Source organism: Peribacillus asahii, from assembly GCF_003570725.1.
GTDB lineage: Bacteria > Bacillota > Bacilli > Bacillales > DSM-1321 > Peribacillus > Peribacillus asahii.
Window position 1 is genome coordinate 17,460 of the sequence record NZ_QWVS01000004.1, and the last position, 18,725, is coordinate 36,184.

The 18,725-nt window shown below is 40.7% G+C and carries 22 protein-coding genes; all 22 read right to left on the reverse strand.

The window, feature by feature from the left end:
- Positions 1–16 precede the first annotated feature (16 nt).
- Entirely contained in the window at positions 17–331 is a 315-nt protein-coding gene (gene nuoK / locus D1953_RS03445) for an NADH-quinone oxidoreductase subunit NuoK (RefSeq protein WP_119115772.1), read from the reverse strand.
- A 3-nt stretch (positions 332–334) separates the two neighbouring features.
- On the reverse strand, positions 335–844 hold the full coding sequence (locus D1953_RS03450) for an NADH-quinone oxidoreductase subunit J (RefSeq protein WP_119115773.1): 510 nt from the start codon (positions 842–844) through the stop codon (positions 335–337).
- Positions 841–1,260, reverse strand: coding sequence for an NADH-quinone oxidoreductase subunit NuoI (gene nuoI / locus D1953_RS03455; RefSeq protein WP_119115774.1), 420 nt, complete (start codon positions 1,258–1,260; stop codon positions 841–843). Before nuoI ends, D1953_RS03450 begins: the two co-directional genes overlap by 4 nt.
- A 24-nt stretch (positions 1,261–1,284) precedes the next feature.
- Complete coding sequence (gene nuoH, locus D1953_RS03460) at positions 1,285–2,283, reverse strand: NADH-quinone oxidoreductase subunit NuoH (protein ID WP_119115775.1); 999 nt, start codon at positions 2,281–2,283, stop codon at positions 1,285–1,287.
- A complete protein-coding gene (locus D1953_RS03465) occupies positions 2,283–3,383 on the reverse strand; it encodes an NADH-quinone oxidoreductase subunit D (protein ID WP_119115776.1) in 1,101 nt (366 codons plus the stop codon). Before D1953_RS03465 ends, nuoH begins: the two co-directional genes overlap by 1 nt.
- A 3-nt stretch (positions 3,384–3,386) precedes the next feature.
- Positions 3,387–4,094: an NADH-quinone oxidoreductase subunit C gene (locus D1953_RS21900; protein WP_119115777.1), complete on the reverse strand. Its 708-nt coding sequence runs from the start codon at positions 4,092–4,094 to the stop codon at positions 3,387–3,389.
- Positions 4,095–4,607: a NuoB/complex I 20 kDa subunit family protein gene (locus D1953_RS03475; protein ID WP_119115778.1), complete on the reverse strand. Its 513-nt coding sequence runs from the start codon at positions 4,605–4,607 to the stop codon at positions 4,095–4,097.
- Positions 4,598–4,975, reverse strand: a complete 378-nt coding sequence (locus D1953_RS03480) for an NADH-quinone oxidoreductase subunit A (RefSeq protein WP_119115779.1) — start codon at positions 4,973–4,975, stop codon at positions 4,598–4,600. The genes D1953_RS03475 and D1953_RS03480 overlap by 10 nt, the downstream gene beginning before the upstream one ends.
- 262 nt (positions 4,976–5,237) lie before the next feature.
- A complete protein-coding gene (locus D1953_RS03485) occupies positions 5,238–5,639 on the reverse strand; it encodes a F0F1 ATP synthase subunit epsilon (protein ID WP_119115780.1) in 402 nt (133 codons plus the stop codon).
- Between the two features lie 25 nt (positions 5,640–5,664).
- On the reverse strand, positions 5,665–7,065 hold the full coding sequence (gene atpD, locus D1953_RS03490) for a F0F1 ATP synthase subunit beta (protein ID WP_119115781.1): 1,401 nt from the start codon (positions 7,063–7,065) through the stop codon (positions 5,665–5,667).
- A gap of 91 nt (positions 7,066–7,156) precedes the next feature.
- Positions 7,157–8,017 carry a F0F1 ATP synthase subunit gamma gene (locus D1953_RS03495; protein ID WP_119115782.1) on the reverse strand — a complete coding sequence of 287 codons (861 nt, stop codon included), beginning with the start codon at positions 8,015–8,017 and terminating at the stop codon, positions 7,157–7,159.
- A gap of 36 nt (positions 8,018–8,053) precedes the next feature.
- Positions 8,054–9,562, reverse strand: coding sequence for a F0F1 ATP synthase subunit alpha (gene atpA / locus D1953_RS03500; protein ID WP_119115783.1), 1,509 nt, complete (start codon positions 9,560–9,562; stop codon positions 8,054–8,056).
- Between the two features lie 25 nt (positions 9,563–9,587).
- Positions 9,588–10,124: a F0F1 ATP synthase subunit delta gene (locus tag D1953_RS03505; RefSeq protein ID WP_119115784.1), complete on the reverse strand. Its 537-nt coding sequence runs from the start codon at positions 10,122–10,124 to the stop codon at positions 9,588–9,590.
- Positions 10,121–10,642 carry a F0F1 ATP synthase subunit B gene (gene atpF, locus D1953_RS03510; RefSeq protein ID WP_119115785.1) on the reverse strand — a complete coding sequence of 174 codons (522 nt, stop codon included), beginning with the start codon at positions 10,640–10,642 and terminating at the stop codon, positions 10,121–10,123. The genes D1953_RS03505 and atpF overlap by 4 nt, the downstream gene beginning before the upstream one ends.
- A gap of 150 nt (positions 10,643–10,792) precedes the next feature.
- Positions 10,793–11,017: a F0F1 ATP synthase subunit C gene (gene atpE / locus D1953_RS03515; protein ID WP_119115786.1), complete on the reverse strand. Its 225-nt coding sequence runs from the start codon at positions 11,015–11,017 to the stop codon at positions 10,793–10,795.
- Positions 11,018–11,088: 71 nt separating this feature from the next.
- Positions 11,089–11,805, reverse strand: coding sequence for a F0F1 ATP synthase subunit A (atpB, locus tag D1953_RS03520; RefSeq protein ID WP_119115787.1), 717 nt, complete (start codon positions 11,803–11,805; stop codon positions 11,089–11,091).
- Between the two features lie 22 nt (positions 11,806–11,827).
- The gene (locus D1953_RS03525) at positions 11,828–12,196 is read right to left on the reverse strand and encodes an ATP synthase subunit I (RefSeq protein WP_119115788.1); all 369 of its coding nucleotides are present in this window, start codon (positions 12,194–12,196) and stop codon (positions 11,828–11,830) included.
- A 17-nt stretch (positions 12,197–12,213) separates the two neighbouring features.
- A complete protein-coding gene (locus D1953_RS03530; RefSeq protein ID WP_119115789.1) occupies positions 12,214–12,426 on the reverse strand; it encodes an AtpZ/AtpI family protein in 213 nt (70 codons plus the stop codon).
- A gap of 221 nt (positions 12,427–12,647) precedes the next feature.
- The gene (locus tag D1953_RS03535) at positions 12,648–14,864 is read right to left on the reverse strand and encodes a S8 family serine peptidase (protein ID WP_119115790.1); all 2,217 of its coding nucleotides are present in this window, start codon (positions 14,862–14,864) and stop codon (positions 12,648–12,650) included.
- A gap of 165 nt (positions 14,865–15,029) precedes the next feature.
- Entirely contained in the window at positions 15,030–16,166 is a 1,137-nt protein-coding gene (gene wecB, locus D1953_RS03540; protein ID WP_245979887.1) for a non-hydrolyzing UDP-N-acetylglucosamine 2-epimerase, read from the reverse strand.
- Positions 16,167–16,263: 97 nt separating this feature from the next.
- Positions 16,264–16,893, reverse strand: a complete 630-nt coding sequence (gene upp, locus D1953_RS03545) for a uracil phosphoribosyltransferase (protein WP_119115792.1) — start codon at positions 16,891–16,893, stop codon at positions 16,264–16,266.
- A gap of 257 nt (positions 16,894–17,150) precedes the next feature.
- A complete protein-coding gene (glyA, locus tag D1953_RS03550; RefSeq protein ID WP_119115793.1) occupies positions 17,151–18,392 on the reverse strand; it encodes a serine hydroxymethyltransferase in 1,242 nt (413 codons plus the stop codon).
- Positions 18,393–18,725: the final 333 nt, after the last annotated feature.

Consider the following 18,725-nt stretch of genomic DNA (forward strand, 5'->3'; position numbering starts at 1 on the left):
TTTGACACGGATATGATTAATGCTTCATCGTATTCATTTCGTCGATATGAACCGTTTTACGATTGCGATACAATGCCATTAAAATCGCTAGGCCCACCGCTGCCTCTGCTGCTGCAATCGTCATCGTGAATAAAGAAAAGACTTGCCCTGTAATGGCTGGCGTCATTCCAAATTTACTAAAAGCAACGAGATTAATATTAACGGCATTTAACATCAGCTCAATCGAAATGAGCACAATAACCGTATTTCTCTTCGTTAAGGCACCGTATAACCCAATACAAAATAAAATAAGCGCTAAAACAAGATACGCAGACAACGGGACTGATGTCATCACTTATGCCCCCTCATCATCTTTTTTGGCTAATACAATCGCTCCTACTAAAGCAACGAGCAATAACACTGACATTAGTTCAAATGGAATCACAAACTTTGAAAATAAAGCAATCCCAATCTGCTCTGTATTTGCTTCATGCAACGTTGTCGGTTGAACAGGGATATCTAAGTTATAAATCCCGATATACACAGCAAAGGCAAAGCCGAGAATCCCAAGTAACAAAAGAATCTTACGCCACCTGTTTCCCTTTTCTTCCTCCTGTTTTTGATTGTTTGTGAGCATAATTCCAAACAGCATCACAATGGTAATCGCTCCTGAATACAGTAAAATTTGAACAACGGCCACAAACTCAGCTGATAACAACAAGTAAATTCCCGCAATACTAACAAAAGTAAACACAAGCGCAAGAACCATATGAACGACTTTCGTTAACTGAATCAGTAAAATGCCTCCTAAAACAGCAACAAAGGCTAACCCTAGAAAAGCGAGCATTTCACCGGAAACACTCATACTTTATTCTCCTTTCGAACATGCTGATCATTTTCATCAAGCCATTGTAAATCTTTAAATAGTTCATCCCGGCTATATTCCGCTAACTCAAATTTATTCGTCATCACAATCGCTTCCGTTGGACAGACCTCTGTGCAAAGATCGCATAAAATGCAAATTTCAAAGTTGATATCATAGGTGGAAATCACTTTTCCCTTCTTCGTTGGATCTGGATTTTTCACACCTGTTAATTGAATGCAATCCGTTGGACAAATATTCACACACATATTGCAGACGATGCATTTATCTGGATAAAACTTTTGAATACCACGGAACCGATCAGGAAGCGGCAATGGTTCATCAGGATAGGAATAGGTCACTTTTTTTCGCGATAAGTTTTTTAATGTATAGGCCAATCCTTTTGCTAGTCCGAACATGGGGGTGAACCTCCCTTCGCTTTTTTAAAATAATTCCTTTAAAAGAGCCGTTAAGAAGATATTCGCTAAAGCAATCGGCAGTAATACCTTCCAAGCAAATTCCATAAGCTGGTCTGCACGTAGACGTGGAAAAGAAACTCGAATCCAAATGAGGACATAAATAACAACGCTAAATTTTAGAGCAAAGGAGACAGCACCTGGAATAAAGTCTAAAAACGGAAGCGAATGCCATCCGCCTAAAAAGAGCAGTGTCGTTAAGGCCGCCATCGCAAACATATACACATACTCCGCCAGCATAAAAAACGCCCAGCGAAAACCGGAATATTCTACATGAAATCCAGCTACAAGCTCTGACTCTGCTTCTGGAAGATCAAATGGAACTCGATTTAATTCAGCAATCGCTGCGATAAAGAACACGATAAATCCAACTGGTTGTAAAAAAATAAACCAAATATCTTCTTGGGCCGCCACAATTTCTCTTAAATTTAAACTACCTGCTAATAGCACTACGCCTACAAGTGACATCACAAGAGGAACTTCATAAGAAATCATTTGAGCAGCTGCACGCATGCCACCCATTAATGAATACTTATTGTTAGAAGCCCAGCCTGCTGTTACAACCCCGATGGTCGTAATCCCTGAGATGGCAATATAATAAAGAAGGCCTACACCGATATCTGCGAACTGAAATTGATTCGTAAACGGAAGTGTCGCCAGCACCATAAAAGCGGGAGCAAAGGCGAGAACAGGAGCTAATATATAAAGTGGACGATCGGCTTTTTTCGGGATTGTATCTTCCTTTAACAGCAGCTTTAGCACATCCGCTACTGTCTGCAAAAGCCCCCAGCTTCCCCCAACCTGATTAGGTCCAATCCGCATCTGCATAAACCCCATAATCTTCCGCTCTGATAAAATCGCAAACGTGACAAACCCTAGTACAACAAACAAAAAGAGGACCGCTAAACCGAAGAAGATGCCTACTTTCGTCCAGCTTGGAGCCGATTGCAGCAATTCTTGCATCATTATCCATCGACCTCCCCGAGCACAATATCAATCGCTCCTAAAATGGCAATTAAGTTCGCCATATTTTCTCCTTCCAACAGCTTCGGGAGAATTTGCAAATTATAAAAAGAAGGGCGACGAAATTTAAGTCGATAGGGCTCCTTTTTCCCATCGCTCGCAATATAACAGCCAATTTCGCCACGCGGCGATTCAATTCTAATAAAGGCTTCTCCCTTTGGTGGTTTAATGATTTTCGGAACTTTAGCTAAAATAGGACCGTCACTCGGGAATTGAGCAACCGCTTGCTCTAGAATTTTCAATGATTCTTCTATTTCTTCCATACGACACTCATAGCGCGACCATGCATCACCCGCTTCACGTGTAGGAACCCCAAAGGAAAAGCGATTATAAATCGAATACGGTTCATCTTTACGCAAGTCCCTTTTTACTCCTGTGCACCGTAAGTTAGCACCACTTAAAGAATAAGCAATCGCCTCTTCTCGCGTATACGTACCGACTCCTTTCACTCGATTTAAAAAAATTTCATTCCCAGTTACAAGCTGATGATACCCGTGAAGCTGCTCTCTCATATATGGAATAAACTCCGCGACTTTCTCGAGCCACCCGTCCGGTGCATCCCATTTTACCCCGCCAACGCGCATATAGTTGAAGGTAAGTCTGGCACCGCATAGTTCATTTAATAGATTAATAATCATTTCTCGTTCACGAAACGCATATAAAAAAGGACTAGTTGCTCCTAAATCTAATAAATACGTTCCCCACCATACAAGGTGACTGGCAATTCGTCCAAGTTCCATTGTGATAACTCGTAAGTATTCGGCACGGTCCGGCACTGTAATATTCGCCATCGTTTCCACTGCATGACACAATACATAGTTATTAGTCATGGCTGCTAAATAATCCATACGATCGGTATAGGGAATAATTTGCGTATATTGTAAATTCTCTGCGAGTTTTTCGGTACCACGATGAAGATAGCCAATGACAGGTGTTGCTTCTTTAATGATTTCTCCTTCAATTTTAATCACAAGTCGAAACACACCGTGTGTACTAGGGTGCTGCGGACCTACATTCAGAAGCATTTCCTCTGTACGTAACATACACTACACTCCCTCATCATGCGGCTTATAATCTTTTCGAAGCGGGTACCCAATCCAGTCTTCACCGAGGAGAATTCGTTTCAAATTCGGATGCCCGCTAAACTTAATTCCAATTAAATCGTACGCCTCACATTCTGGCCAATCAGCTCCTTTCCATAATGGAACTAACGATGGAATCATTGGATTGTCTCGGTCAAGCTTTACCTTTAAAACGACAGACTGTCCATTCTGTAAAGAGCATAAATAAACATACACTTCTATATGTGTTTCGAAATCCGTTCCATGTAGTTCAGCTAGAAAGTCAAAGTGCAATTGCTGCTTCAACACTTGTGCGATATCCATATAGGTGTGCGGCTTGGCTAAAATGGTTGGCACGTCTTTTGATAATCTATTAATATAGTATTCTTCATATGAATCCGTACCTACTTGTCTTTCAATAATCTGTATATAGCGTTGAAGAAGCGGTTCATTCGGTGATGGTTCAACGCTTGATTCCTCTTCTTTTTTCTCAGTGGAAGCTGCTTTCGCTTTCGCCCTTGCAGCAGCGGCAGCCTTCGCTTTAGCGGCGGCGGCGGCTTTCTTCTTAGCCAGTTCTAAATCCTGTCCGCTTTCTGATGCTTGCCTTTCTTTCTCCTGTCTTCTTTTGATAGCTGCTGCTTTCGCTTTTTCTGCGGCTTCTTTTTTTAATCGGGTTAGTTCGTTCTTATCCATTTACATCACTCGCTTCCCCGTTTTGGCTTCATAGCGAATCTTTTCTTTTAGCTTATGGATACCATAGATGAGTGCTGCTGGATTCGGTGGACATCCTGGAATGTACACATCCACCGGAACGATTTGATCGACGCCTTTGACGACGGAGTAAGAATATACATAAGGCCCGCCAGCTGTTGCACAGGAGCCCATCGCAATGACCCATTTCGGCTCAGGCATTTGATCATACAGCCTTCTTAAAATGGGAGCCATTTTTTTCGTTACCGTCCCTGATACAATCATGACATCCGATTGACGAGGCGAGGTACGAAAGAAAGAACCGAAGCGATCCAGATCATAATGCGATGAGCCAACACCCATCATTTCAATGGCACAGCACGCTAACCCAAACGTCATCGGCCACAAAGAGTTGCTTCTTGCCCAGCCTTTAAGCTGTTCAAGCGTGGATAAAAAAACGCTTTGGCGAAGCTCATGTAATTCAGCATCCGTAACACCCGGCACATTCATTTCCATGTTAACACCCTCTTCTTCCAAGCATAGAGTAGTCCAATGAGCAGCATCATCACAAAAATGAGCATTTCTACTAACGCAAAGATTCCTAATTTCTCATAGGCAACGGCCCATGGATAAAGAAAAATGGTTTCTACATCAAAAATGACAAATAGTAAGCCAAATAAATAATAACGTACATGAAACTGAACCCAAGAATCATGAAATGGTTCGACTCCACTTTCATAAGTGGTATATTTTGCTTCAGTCGGTTTATGCGGTCGAAGCAGCTTACCAAGAAAAAGAGCGATTACAGGTAATAAAATCCCAAGGCAAAGGAAAACAAACACCATCACATAATTATTCTGATAAAGATACCATTGAGAATCCATGTTGGGCTCCTTTTTAAAAAAGTATCGGCTTGTCTATTTAGCTATGGTTCATTATTATGCACAAGAGAGTGTGGATATGAGTAAAAGACTTGAGGAAATAAGGATGTAAGCGTATGCATTCAATAGGAGAACTAAATGGACAGTATTCGACAGAAACTGATGAGATTCCTAACCTAATAAAAAAACACATTCACATAATATAGGGGAAAAATAAAAAGCACCTAACCCTCTTATAAAAGAAAGCTAGGTACTTTGGTAGTTATTATTTCATTTCAGAAATCTGGATTCGATTAATTGCGCGTTTTAAAGCTAATTCAGCTCTTTCCACATCAATCGCTCCTTGATTGTCTGCTAATCTTTTTTCAGCCCGTGCTTTAGCAGCTTGTGCGCGGGCAACGTCGATAGTTTCAGCTCTTTCAGCAGATTGAGCTAAAATGGTTACGACATCTGGACGAACTTCTAAGAAGCCACCGTTAACGGCAACATACTCAGTGCCATTCTCCTTTTTTAGACGTACAGCTGCGATATCAAGAGGCGCGACCATCGGAACGTGGCCAGCCATGACTCCAAGCTCGCCGCTTTTTGCCTTTGTACTTACCATTTCAACTTCTGCATCATATACTGGGCCATCGGGAGTTACTACACTGACTTTAATGGTCTTCATTTCATTCCCTCCTTGGTCCCTTTAATTAAGCCATTTTTTTAGCTTGTTCAACAACTTCTTCGATTCTTCCTACTAAGCGGAAAGCATCTTCTGGAAGGTCATCATATTTACCTTCAAGGATTTCTTTGAATCCTTTAACTGTTTCTTTAACAGGTACATAAGAACCTTTTTGACCAGTGAACTGCTCAGCTACGTGGAAGTTTTGCGATAGGAAGAATTGAACTTTACGAGCACGAGCAACTGTTAGTTTGTCTTCCTCGCTTAATTCATCCATACCTAAGATCGCAATGATATCTTGAAGCTCTCTATATTTTTGTAAAGTAGATTGAACTTTACGAGCAACTTCATAGTGCTCAGCACCTACAACTTCAGGGCTAAGAGCGCGAGAAGAAGATGCTAATGGATCAACCGCAGGGTAGATACCCATCTCAGATAATTTACGTTCAAGGTTTGTTGTCGCATCCAAGTGAGCGAAAGTAGTCGCTGGAGCTGGATCCGTATAGTCATCGGCTGGTACATAAATCGCTTGGATTGATGTAACAGAACCAACATTAGTAGATGTAATACGTTCTTGTAATTGACCCATTTCAGTAGCAAGTGTTGGTTGGTAACCTACCGCAGAAGGCATACGACCTAAAAGGGCGGAAACCTCAGAACCTGCTTGTGTGAAACGGAAGATGTTATCGATGAAGAAAAGAACGTCTTGTCCTTGTTCATCACGGAAATATTCAGCCATTGTTAAACCAGATAAGGCAACACGCATACGTGCTCCAGGCGGCTCATTCATTTGACCGAATACCATCGCTGTTTTGCTGATAACGCCAGAATCGCTCATCTCGTGGAAAAGGTCATTTCCTTCACGAGTACGCTCACCAACGCCGGCGAATACAGAAATACCGCCGTGCTCTTGTGCAATGTTGTTGATTAATTCTTGGATTAATACGGTTTTACCTACACCGGCACCACCGAATAGACCGATTTTACCACCTTTGATATATGGAGCAAGAAGGTCTACTACTTTAATACCTGTTTCAAGAATTTCAACTTGTGTTGTTAAGTTATCAAATGCTGGAGCTTGTCTGTGAATTGGATCACGACGAGCATCAGCAGGGATTGCTTCTGCAAGGTCAATGTTTTCTCCAAGTACGTTGAATACACGTCCTAGAGTCACTTCACCTACAGGTACAGAGATTGGAGCTCCTGTATCTACAACTTCTTGACCGCGAGTTAAGCCGTCAGTAGAAGCCATTGCGACTGTACGAACAGTGTTATCGCCTAGTTGAAGGGCTACTTCAAGAGTTAAACCTTCACCGCCAGACGCTGTTTTTTCGATTCTTAAAGCGTTATAGATCTTAGGAAGTTGACCATCTTCAAATTTAACGTCAACAACTGGACCCATAACTTGGGTAACGCGTCCTAAATTCATCGTTTTCCCTCCTATCATTACTGTGACGACTATTCAAGATTAGGGAGCGAGCAGCAAATCGTCGGAAGCTGCCCGTCCATTCTAAAATGTTCTATTCTAAAGCAGCGGCTCCGCCAACAATTTCTGTAATTTCTTGAGTAATTGCTGCTTGACGTGCACGGTTATATTGCAAGTCTAATGCTGAGATTAACTCTTTCGCATTGTCGGTTGCATTTTTCATAGCTGTCATACGTGCAGAGTGCTCACTTGCTTTACCATCTAACAACGCACCATAAATTAAGCTTTCCGCGTATTGAGGTAGTAAGACTTTAAGAATTGCTTCCTCATCCGGTTCAAACTCATAAGAAGTCAATTTGCCGCCGGAAGAATTAATGTCAGATAACGGAAGAACTTTCTTCTCCGTTACATCTTGTTGGATTGGGCTGACATAATGGTTGTAATACATGTATAGCTCATCACACAGTTCATTTAAGTATAAATTCACTGTTGATTTCGTTAAAGAGTTGATATCAGCAAAACTTGGCTGATCTGGTACTCCCGTTACTTCAAGCTCTACATTGATACCACGGTTGACGAAGAAATCGCGACCCATTCTTCCAATTGCGATAATGACATACTCATTACTCGATGTATGACGTTCTTGAATGGTTTTATAAACATGACGCAGCACACTACTGTTGTATGCCCCTGCCAATCCACGGTCCGATGTAATAACAAGGTAACCAGTTTTCTTTACAGGACGGGATACTAACATTGGGTGCGACGCATTATTACTACCGCTTGCGATACTAGCTACTACTTCTTGAATTTTCTCCATGTATGGCACAAATGCTTTTGCATTTGCTTCAGCACGGTTCATTTTCGAGGCAGATACCATTTGCATCGCTTTCGTAATTTGACTTGTCTTTTTAGTCGAATTAATTCGAGTCTTTATATCGCGTAAAGAGGCCATTGATTCTCACCACCCTTTTCAATTATTTAAAGTTCATTATTCAGAGATTACGAATGATTTTTTGAATTCGTTAATCGCAGCTACGATATCAGCATCTTCAGGAAGACCTTTTGTCGTGCGAATATGATCTAATAATTCAGGATGATTTTTATCTAAGAATACATAGTACTCTTCTTCAAAGCGACGAATATCTGCTACTGGAATATCATCTAAGTGACCTTTTGTTAAAGCGAAAAGAATCATAACTTGCTTCTCTACTTTAATTGGCTTGTTCAAGTCTTGTTTCAGAACCTCAACTGTACGAACACCGCGATCTAGTTTCGCTTTTGTCGCTTTATCAAGATCTGAACCGAATTGAGCGAACGCTTCCAACTCACGGAAAGCAGCCAAGTCAAGACGTAATGTACCAGCAACTTTTTTCATTGCTTTAATTTGAGCTGAACCACCAACACGTGATACAGAAAGACCAGCGTTAATCGCAGGACGTACACCTGAGAAGAACAAATCAGATTGTAAGAAGATTTGTCCATCTGTGATGGAGATTACGTTTGTTGGAATGTAAGCAGAGATATCGCCTGCTTGTGTTTCAACAAATGGAAGAGCTGTAATTGAACCAGCACCTAATGTATCGTTCAATTTCGCAGCACGCTCAAGTAGGCGTGAGTGCAAGTAGAATACATCCCCTGGGAATGCTTCACGACCTGGAGGACGACGAAGTAGCAGGGAAAGTTCACGGTATGCAGATGCTTGTTTAGAAAGATCATCATATACGATTAACACGTGTTTACCGTTGAACATGAATTCCTCAGCCATTGATACACCAGCATAAGGAGCTAAGTATAACATTGGAGATGGTTGTGATGCAGATGCAGATACAACGATTGTGTAATCTAATGCACCATTTTTACGTAAAGTTTCAACTGTTCCACGAACTGTTGATTCTTTTTGACCAATAGCAACATAGATACAGATCATATCTTGGTCTGCTTGGTTAAGGATTGTATCGATTGCGACAGATGTTTTACCTGTTTGACGGTCCCCGATGATTAACTCACGTTGTCCGCGTCCGATTGGTACAAGAGCATCGATCGCTTTAATTCCAGTTTGTAGTGGCTCATGAACAGATTTACGATCCATAACACCTGTTGCAAGGCTCTCGATTGGACGAGTTTTTGTTGTATTAACTGGGCCAAGACCATCTAATGGTTGTCCAAGTGGGTTTACAACACGACCAATTAATTCTTCACCAACTGGTACTTCCATGATTTTACCTGTACGACGTACTTCGCTGCCCTCTTGAATGTCTCTGAATGGTCCAAGAATAACGATACCTACGTTATTTTCTTCAAGGTTTTGTGCTAGACCCATTGTACCATTTGAAAATTCAAGAAGCTCTCCCGCCATCGCATTATCTAAACCGTGAACACGTGCGATACCGTCACCAACAGAGATTACCGTACCAACATCGCTCACTTTAATTTCAGATTGATAATTTTCAATCTGTTTTTTAATCAGTGCACTGATTTCTTCAGCTTTGATGCTCATGAATTTCACCCCTATCTTGTGAATACTAACCTAATAGTTGTTTGCTTAAACGATCAAGCTTTCCGCTCACTGAACCGTCATAAATACGGTTGCCAATTTGCAACTTGATTCCGCCTAACAGATTGCTATCTGTAATGTTCGTAATACGTAAAGTTTTCTTACCGATTTTCTTTGCGAATGAAGTAGAAACCGCTTCTGTTTCTGCTTCAGTTAGTGGGCGCACTGTATATACAGTTGCATCCGCTACTGATTTTTCTTCATTTGCTAATTCAACAAACTCATCCGCCATTGGCGCAATCATATCAGAACGATGACGCTCAACCATTAGCTTTAATGTGTTTTGAACATATGTTGACAGACTAGAAAAAGCACTAGAGATAATGTCTCTTTTTGCATCACTTGTTAATTTTGGATGCGCTAAAAAGCCTAACAAGTCCGTATCATTTGAGAATACTTCTTTAACGGTGCGAAGCTCTTCTTCAATTTGGTCAAGAAGATTTTGCTCTTTCGCAATTTGGAAAAGAGCTACAGCATAACGTTTGGCTACTGCTAAATCGCTCATCGCTCTTCTCCTACCTCTTGAATGTATTCATTAATTAATTTCTCTTGATCCGCTACTGAAAGTTCTTTTTCAATCACTTTCGACGCAATCATAACAGATAAGGATGCCACTTGCTCACGTAATGCCGCAACTGCTTTTTCCTTCTCTTGTACGATTTCACGTTTTGCTGATTCTTTCACACGCTCAGCTTCTGCACGAGCTTGATTGATAATATCTTCGCGTTGTGCCTCGCCTTGTTTCTTCGCGTTTTCGATTAGTTGAGCTGCTTCCGTGCGTGATTGTTTCACGATTTCACGTTGCTCTTCTAAATATTGAAGCGCTTCTTTTCTGCTTGCCTCTGCTGCTTCGATTTCACTAGCAACATGTTGTTCACGTTCTTTCATGATGCCCATTAAAGGACCCCACGCAAACTTTTTAAGCAAAGCTAACAAAACAATAAACACGACAAGCTGATAAATGATATCTCCACCATTAAAGTGCGCTGCTGCTGCACCAAGTACAAAATTGCTTGTTAACACGCTCGATTCACTCCCTTCATGAGATTCACTATTGAAGCTTTAAGTTTCTATTTCACAATACCATTCTAGAAAAGTTTCAAGTTAACATAAAGCAATGGCGAAGGTTCTCCTGGAATGCTCTTCGCCATTATTAAACTTCTTAAAATTATCCTATTGACCCATAACGATGAATGCGATAACTACCGCGATGATTGGAAGGGCCTCAACTAACGCAACCCCAACGAACATTGTAGTTTGAAGCATACCACGAGCTTCTGGCTGACGAGCCATCCCTTCGATTGTACGACCAACGATAAGACCGTTACCAATACCAGCACCTAATGCACCTAAACCAACTGCGATTGCAGCAGCGATAAGACCTAAAGAACCTGTCATGATAAATTTCCTCCTTGAAAATGTTTATTAGTTTTTAAATAGAATGTTCAAATATTGAACAAAGTTTATAATTAATGGTCGTCACTTACTTTATGAGAAAGATAAACCATCGTTAACATAGTGAAGATAAACGCTTGAATGGAACCAACAAAGACACTGAATCCTTGCCAAGCTAACATTGGTATAACAGCACCAAGTGCACCAAAAACACTACTTGTTCCTAATCCTACAAGTAAGCTTAAAAGCAACTCACCCGCATAGATGTTCCCGTAAAGACGCAGACCTAACGTTAACGTGTTAGAGAACTCTTCAATTATTTTCAGCGGGAATAAGAACCCCATTGGCTGAACATAAGTTTTCGCGTAAGCTTTTCCGCCTCGCATTTTAATACCATAATAATGAGTTAATCCCATTACCATTACGGCTAATGTTAACGTAATCGCTGGATCGGCTGTAGGTGATTTCCACCATAATTCATGCCCGACTACAACCGCGAACGGTAATCCCAACATGTTGGATACGAAGATGTACATGATTAATGTCATCCCTAACATAAGGAAACGACCACCTGTACGCCAATCCATATTGCTGTTGATGATATTTTTAACAAAATCCATAACCCACTCAATAAAGTTTTGGATTCCCGTTGGCTTCATCGCAAGTTGACGAGTTGCCGCTACAGCGATAATAAAGACTATAAGACTTGCGACAGTAATCATAAGGACGTTGGCCAAATTGAAATATATCCCGGTATCCATAAGTTCCCACAAAGGAGCTTCATGATTCAACAGTATTCACCTCTCTTCTTTACTAGCGACGTAAAATTTGTATAAAATAATCTATCATAATGACAAAATAGGATGTCATTAATCCCATAACCACACTTGCTATTTGAAACTTGTCAGGATACTGTAAAGCGATCACCGCAGCTAGGGCTCCTACTGACATTCTTGTTACACTGCCAAGGGACTTCATCTTTCTGCCTGCTGCTGCTGCCTCAGTGAATTTTCTGTTTTTTTTGACCATTGACCAGAAATTAATTAGGCTGCACATTGTTCCAAGCATAAGTCCTTGGAAAACTGTATCATACGGAGTAAAGGCTGCTCCTAGTATGTAAATACTCAATAAATACAAAATGTACTTTCGTTGCCTAATGAACATAGCATCTAATTCTGGCATGTTGTCATATAATCTCCCTAGAAATATTGTCGAACTGTGCTGAGCATTGCAATAATGCCGGTAGCAAGTCCTATTAGAAGGCCTACCACTAAAAGCAGCGGTTCGGTATTAAATGTGCTATCAAGCCATTTCCCCAAGAAAATGCCTATCAAGATTGGACCGACTAATTGTGAAAGAATCACTGAAATCAATGCCATGGCCTTAAATGGGTGGCGCTTGTTCTGACTCATAATCGCATCCTCGTGGTTGAATTTGGTGATGGATAAATCAAGGAAGAAAGTGGCACTCAAACGACATTTTTCGCACTTGAAAACCCTCTCATTTCATATCCTTAGTTAGCATACAATAGGCTAGAATCAATGTCAATGAGTGGTTAGTGAAATTTGTCACAGATTCGTAAGTTTTAACGAATTGTTCACATCTTTTGTCGAATTTTGACTTGACAACTTTTTCAATCGATGTGTATCATCGTTTCAATCCGATCTTCTCTTGTACCTTTTTTAGCAAAAATAATGGCTTTATATATCCCAGATGGAGGTAGTTTCTTTCCTTTCACTTCTCGTTTAATAAGTCCTGGTGAGACTGTTTTTTTCCAGTCCAAAAACCCAACAAAGGCTAAGCTATCTACATCATACAGGGCAATGCCAAATTCATCTGCTCCGCGAGGTAAATACATTTCATAGCGATACGTACCTATTTTATCTCCTTGGCCAAATTCAAATCCCATAATTCTAGGGTAATCTGGTTCTTCTTTTACATACAAAAATGGCAAGTTAATTTCTCTAGTTCCTTCCATTAAAGTAAGATATCCGTCATAGACCCCTTTCTTCATTTCAGATGGGTTTATTTGTAATCCGATTATCAGTTTTTTCTTTTCACCTGGCTGAACGGTAAAGATCGTTGGCATATTCCAAGTAATACCTGGTTCTTTTAATGGCATACGAAATGAGTAATGCTGCTCTGTCGGCCCTGTATTTTCTACCACAATTTCTTCTTGATGTTCGTCAATTCCTTCTTTTCGTGTATACATCCCAAACGAAAGAGAACTTGGATACAACAAAGTATCTGCCTTAAGAGCTTCCGCAATCTGCAAGCGGCCTGCCCCTTGTTCAAACGTATGATACCAGTCTTGACTCTTATTCTTTAAAGGCTTGGCTGTTGTCATCAAGGCTGATTTAATTTGGTCTGGTGTCCAATTAGGGTGAGCTTGCAGTAATAGAGCACAAGCTCCAGCAACATGGGGAGCTGACATACTTGTTCCAGCAAGTTTCGTATATCCATTAGGAATCGTACTATAAATCCCGACACCCGGAGCGAGGATATCAGGTTTAATATCCCAACTTACGGTCACTGGCCCCCTTGAGCTAAAATCAGCTAGTCTATCTTGTTCCTTTCGATAAACAAAACGGACGGTCCGGCCTTCTTTATTAGCAATCATCCTTTTGATACGCTCTCCATCCTTTTTGGGAATCGTTGCGGCAGGAAGGTTGACATTTTTCCCTAATCCAGCTGTAAAAGATCCTTTTGTATTATTAAAAATAACAACAGCTTTAGCTCCTGCTTTTTTCGCATTTTTTACCTTATCCAAAAAACTTAATTTTCCTCTTTGAATAAGAACAATTTTCCCTTGAACGCCTTTTAGTTCTTTTCGTTCACCAAGTCCGCCGTCTACTATGTTTTCTGAAGAAGCGATAGACCACTCTTTCGCCCCTTGTACAGGCAGCAGACTTACTTCACGTTTTTCCACTCCGAGCCCGTATATAAGGTATGGAACGTTCATCGGTGGTGTAGAGGCTCCAACAGATATCGCTTTTTCTGATGTTCCCGGAGAACCGACTGTCCAAACGGCTGGACCTGAATTGCCGTTTGAAGTAACCGCAACAATACCTTGCCCTACGGCTTTATTCAGAGCCAAAGATATTGGTAAATCTGGACCATTCACTTCATTACCAAGTGACAAATTTAATACGTCGACCCCATCTTCAATAGCGGCATCAATCGCTAACAACACTTGCTCTGTATCCCCCGCTCCTCCTGGTCCTAAAGCACGATAGGCATAAATTTCAGCTTCAGGGGCAACCCCTTTCACCTTTCCGTTCGCTGCAATAATTCCAGCAACATGTGTTCCATGAATCGTCGCTAACTCCGCGTTCCCCTTCGTTTCCATTGGGTCATTATCATGGTCGACAAGATCTTTTCCCCCTTTATAAGCATGCTTTAAGTCTGGATGCGTATAATCAATCCCTGTATCAATAACCCCCACTTTAATTCCTTTTCCTGTTATTCGTTGTTTCCTTGAATCATATATCCCTCTTACTTGATCGCCTCCGATAAAAGGGACACTCTCATCTAACGCAGCATGATAAACTGCTATTTCCGTTACTGCTTGAATAAACGATTCTTGTTGTAATTTGGCCACATCACGCTTTTTCCCAGATACAGAAAAGCCTGTAATCGCATGTTTATATATAGTCCTTAGCTTTAGTTTGGGATATTTTTTTAACACCTGCTCAATTTGCTCTTTCTTCATTGGGTCCTTAAGAATCACAACCGCTGTTGTATGTGTTAATTCTGAAACCTTTGGTAATGGCGGTACATGAATCGCCGCAAATCCACTACCATTTCCTAAAACTAACAAGAAGCTTATTAAACAAATCAGCTTTTTCACATGCAGTCGCCTCCCCCCTTTAGGGTTATAATTTCACAACAAAGAGAGAGTATACGTAGAAAGTTGGCGGGATTTTCTTTATAATTAGCGGGATTACCCAGCCATTTGGCGGGATTTCATTAAAATACTTCCAAATAATACACATAAAAAAGAAGCTGTCTAAAGCTAGACAACCTCTTTCTCAGGTTCAAATCGATTTGGCGGCGTATCAATTTGTTTAAAGTAATAACGAATGGCTTTTGCTATCCTCTCTGAAGCATGTCCATCTCCATATGGATTCGAAGCTTTTGACATCTTGTCATGCTCAGAAGGATTCGTCAGCAATTCACGCGTTAGTTTATAAACCGTTTCCTCATCCGTTCCAGCTAAGCGTAACGTACCAGCCGCAATCCCCTCTGGACGCTCTGTCGTATCTCGCAAAACAAGCACCGGTACCCCAAGTGAAGGAGCTTCCTCTTGTATACCGCCCGAGTCTGTCAAAATCAAATACGCTCTTGCTGCAAAGTTATGAAAATCTAACACATCTAATGGTTCAATTAAATGAATGCGCGGATCATTGCCTAGTATCTCCTCTGCCAATTCCCGAACAGCTGGATTCAGATGAACCGGGTATACGACTTGAACATCTTCTTGCTCCATCACAATCCGCTTTACTGCACGAAAAATATTTCGCATCGGCTCCCCTAAGTTCTCACGACGATGGGCCGTTAATAAAACGAGACGATCCTCTCCAAGTGCCGATAAAACTGGATGAGAATAGGCAGCTTGAACGGTTGTTTTTAACGCATCGGTTGCGGTATTGCCTGTAACAAAAATATGGTTCGTTTTATGTTCTTGAACTAAATTTTGTTCAGCTTGGAGCGTTGGAGCGAAATGAAGGTCAGCCAGCGTACCCGTTAACTGGCGATTCATCTCTTCGGGATATGGAGAGTATTTATTCCACGTTCGTAAACCAGCTTCAACATGACCAATAATAATTTGGTTATAGTAGGCAGCGAGGCTTGCCGCAAATGTCGTCGTCGTATCTCCATGTACAAGGACAATATCCGGCTCAGCTTCTTTCATCACACGGTCTAAGCCAGACAGTGCTTTTGTTGTAATATCCGCCAGTGTTTGACGGTCTTTCATAATATTTAAGTCATAATCAGGCTGGATAGAAAATAAATCAAGCACTTGATCGAGCATTTGTCTATGTTGAGCCGTTACCGCCACAATTGGCGTGAAAAATTCTGGGTGCTTTTGAAATTCAAGAACAAGCGGAGCCATTTTAATAGCCTCTGGCCTTGTCCCAAAAATGGTCATAACCTTAATTGGTTTTATCACATCAAACACCCCAATTTTCATATAGTCAAACAAAATAACAACTGTTTAACATGTACAGTCGCTTTCTTCGCTCAGCTTATTTTGTACCAAACAAACGATCTCCGGCATCGCCAAGTCCCGGTACAATATAGCCATGGTCATTTAATTTCTCATCAAGACCTGCGATATAAATATCAACATCTGGATGCGCTTCTTTAAGTGCATCTACGCCTTCTGGAGCTGCAATTAAGCACATGAATTTAATATTGACCGCACCGCGTTTTTTAATAGAATGAATAGCTTCAATCGCAGATCCGCCTGTTGCAAGCATTGGGTCTACAACGATGCATTCTCTTTCTTCTAAATCACTTGGCATCTTCACATAATATTCAACCGGCTTTAATGTTTGCGGATCACGGTATAAACCAACATGACCTACTTTTGCAGCTGGAATGAGCTTAATAATCCCGTCAACCATTCCAATACCTGCACGCAAAATCGGAACAATGCCTAATTTTTTCCCTGAAAGCATTTTTACTTTTGCTTTACTAACAGGTGTTTGAATTTCTACCTCTTCTAACGGCATATCTCTTGTAATTTCAAAAGCCATTAAAGAAGCTACTTCATCAACAAGTTCGCGAAATTCCTTTGTTCCTGTATTTACATCGCGTATGTAAGCTAATTTATGTTGGATTAACGGGTGATCAAATACATATACTTTTCCCATTTTGCATCTCTCCTTCATTTATGTTACTACTCCATTATTAACATTTTACTAAGCAAATATTAAATATTGATAAAATGTGTACGTATGTTTTTCACTTCTAATATTCACATCAACTCATTGTACAGAAAAACCTATCAATCTTCAATAAAGGTTTAAAAGTCTGATTTTTCAAAAAGAAAAAGGACCAGCCTCTACAAGACCATGTTGATATGGTCATGTTGTGGAAGCTAGTCCCTTTACGTCACTCTCTTATTTGATTAAAGTGATGGATATAATTGATATTTACCAGAAAGAGCCGCTACACGTTGTCTTGCTTCTTCTAGTTTCGCTTCATCTTCATGGTTTTTCAATACAAGACCGATGATAGACGCGATTTCGTCCATATCTTCTTCTACAAAGCCACGAGAAGTAACCGCAGCTGTACCGATACGAATTCCGCTTGTAACGAATGGTTTTTCCGGATCAAATGGAATCGCATTTTTGTTAACTGTAACCCCTACTTCATCCAACACAATCTCAGCTACTTTACCTGTTAAGTTAACGGAACGAACATCTACTAGAAGAAGATGGTTATCTGTTCCATCAGAAACAAGTGTAAAGCCTTCTTTTTTCAAGCCTTCGCCAAGACGTTTTGCATTTGCAATAATTTGTTTTCCGTACTCTTTAAAATCGTCTTGAAGTGTTTCACCAAATGCTACAGCTTTCGCAGAGATAACGTGCATTAATGGACCGCCTTGAATACCAGGGAAGACTGATTTATCAATTTGTTTACCAAACTCTTCTTTACAAAGAATCATTCCACCACGTGGTCCACGAAGTGTTTTGTGTGTTGTTGTTGTTACGAAATGTGCATGCGGCACTGGGCTTGGATGTAAACCTGTAGCAACAAGACCTGCGATGTGCGCCATATCAACCATTAAGTATGCACCTACTTCATCTGCGATTTCACGGAAACGCTTGAAGTCGATTTGACGTGGGTAAGCACTCGCACCAGCTACGATTAATTTTGGTTTATGCTCACGTGCTTTTTCTAATACATCGTTATAGTCAATACGGTGGTCTTTTTCATCTACACCATACTCAACAAAGTTGTAGTTTACACCACTGAAGTTTACGTGGCTTCCGTGTGTTAAGTGACCACCATGAGAAAGGTTCATTCCAAGAACTGTATCTCCCGGTTTAAGAACTGTAAAGTAAACCGCCATATTCGCTTGTGCTCCAGAGTGAGGTTGTACGTTTACATACTCCGCTCCAAAGATTTGTTTCGCACGGTCGCGAGCTAAATCTTCCACGATATCAACATACTCACAGCCACCATAATAACGTTTACCAGGATAGCCTTCTGCATATTTATTTGTTAATACAGATCCTTGTGCTTCCATTACCGCTTCGCTTACGAAGTTCTCAGAAGCGATTAGCTCGATTTTACTTCTTTGACGACCTAATTCAAGTTGAATCGCCTTAAACACTTGTTCATCTTGTTTTTCTAAAATACTCATTACGTAAAGCCTCCTAAGTTATTGTTGCGGGTATCTTCGCTTTTTTACTTATGGACAACATGCCCTCAAAATAGGCATGAAAAAGCCTAGTGCTTAATTATTTCGAAAATTCTACTCCATTTTAACACGTCTTTTTTGGAAACGATAGTCTCTTTTTGCGAACATTTAAAATTAAACAAGAAAAAATCGTTCGCTTTTTCCATCTTCCACCGTTATAATCCTTCCTTATACCGTTATTTTACAACGTGAATTATAAAAATGGGATGTTGTTGACTTCTGCTCATTTATGTAAAGACAAACGAGCCAAAAATCGCGTGTTTAATAATAGTGTTT

Coding starts and splice junctions, on each gene's coding strand:
- D1953_RS03530 (WP_119115789.1), bottom strand. CDS start 12,426: ATGAGTCAGAACAAGCGCCACCCATTTAAGGCCATGGCATTGATTTCA.
- upp (WP_119115792.1), bottom strand. CDS start 16,893: ATGGGAAAAGTATATGTATTTGATCACCCGTTAATCCAACATAAATTA.
- atpA (WP_119115783.1), bottom strand. CDS start 9,562: ATGAGCATCAAAGCTGAAGAAATCAGTGCACTGATTAAAAAACAGATT.
- nuoI (WP_119115774.1), bottom strand. CDS start 1,260: ATGTTCGGACTAGCAAAAGGATTGGCCTATACATTAAAAAACTTATCG.
- D1953_RS21900 (WP_119115777.1), bottom strand. CDS start 4,094: ATGGATAAGAACGAACTAACCCGATTAAAAAAAGAAGCCGCAGAAAAA.
- D1953_RS03495 (WP_119115782.1), bottom strand. CDS start 8,017: ATGGCCTCTTTACGCGATATAAAGACTCGAATTAATTCGACTAAAAAG.
- D1953_RS03505 (WP_119115784.1), bottom strand. CDS start 10,124: ATGAGCGATTTAGCAGTAGCCAAACGTTATGCTGTAGCTCTTTTCCAA.
- D1953_RS03465 (WP_119115776.1), bottom strand. CDS start 3,383: ATGTTACGTACAGAGGAAATGCTTCTGAATGTAGGTCCGCAGCACCCT.
- wecB (WP_245979887.1), bottom strand. CDS start 16,166: ATGACCATTTTTGGGACAAGGCCAGAGGCTATTAAAATGGCTCCGCTT.
- atpD (WP_119115781.1), bottom strand. CDS start 7,065: ATGAATTTAGGACGCGTTACCCAAGTTATGGGTCCAGTTGTTGACGTT.
- D1953_RS03485 (WP_119115780.1), bottom strand. CDS start 5,639: ATGAAGACCATTAAAGTCAGTGTAGTAACTCCCGATGGCCCAGTATAT.
- D1953_RS03475 (WP_119115778.1), bottom strand. CDS start 4,607: ATGGAAATGAATGTGCCGGGTGTTACGGATGCTGAATTACATGAGCTT.
- glyA (WP_119115793.1), bottom strand. CDS start 18,392: ATGAGTATTTTAGAAAAACAAGATGAACAAGTGTTTAAGGCGATTCAA.
- D1953_RS03480 (WP_119115779.1), bottom strand. CDS start 4,975: ATGGATTCTCAATGGTATCTTTATCAGAATAATTATGTGATGGTGTTT.
- D1953_RS03450 (WP_119115773.1), bottom strand. CDS start 844: ATGAGTGTTTCCGGTGAAATGCTCGCTTTTCTAGGGTTAGCCTTTGTT.
- nuoH (WP_119115775.1), bottom strand. CDS start 2,283: ATGATGCAAGAATTGCTGCAATCGGCTCCAAGCTGGACGAAAGTAGGC.
- D1953_RS03525 (WP_119115788.1), bottom strand. CDS start 12,196: ATGCCAGAATTAGATGCTATGTTCATTAGGCAACGAAAGTACATTTTG.
- nuoK (WP_119115772.1), bottom strand. CDS start 331: ATGACATCAGTCCCGTTGTCTGCGTATCTTGTTTTAGCGCTTATTTTA.
- atpE (WP_119115786.1), bottom strand. CDS start 11,017: ATGACAGGTTCTTTAGGTCTTATCGCTGCTGCAATCGCAGTTGGTTTA.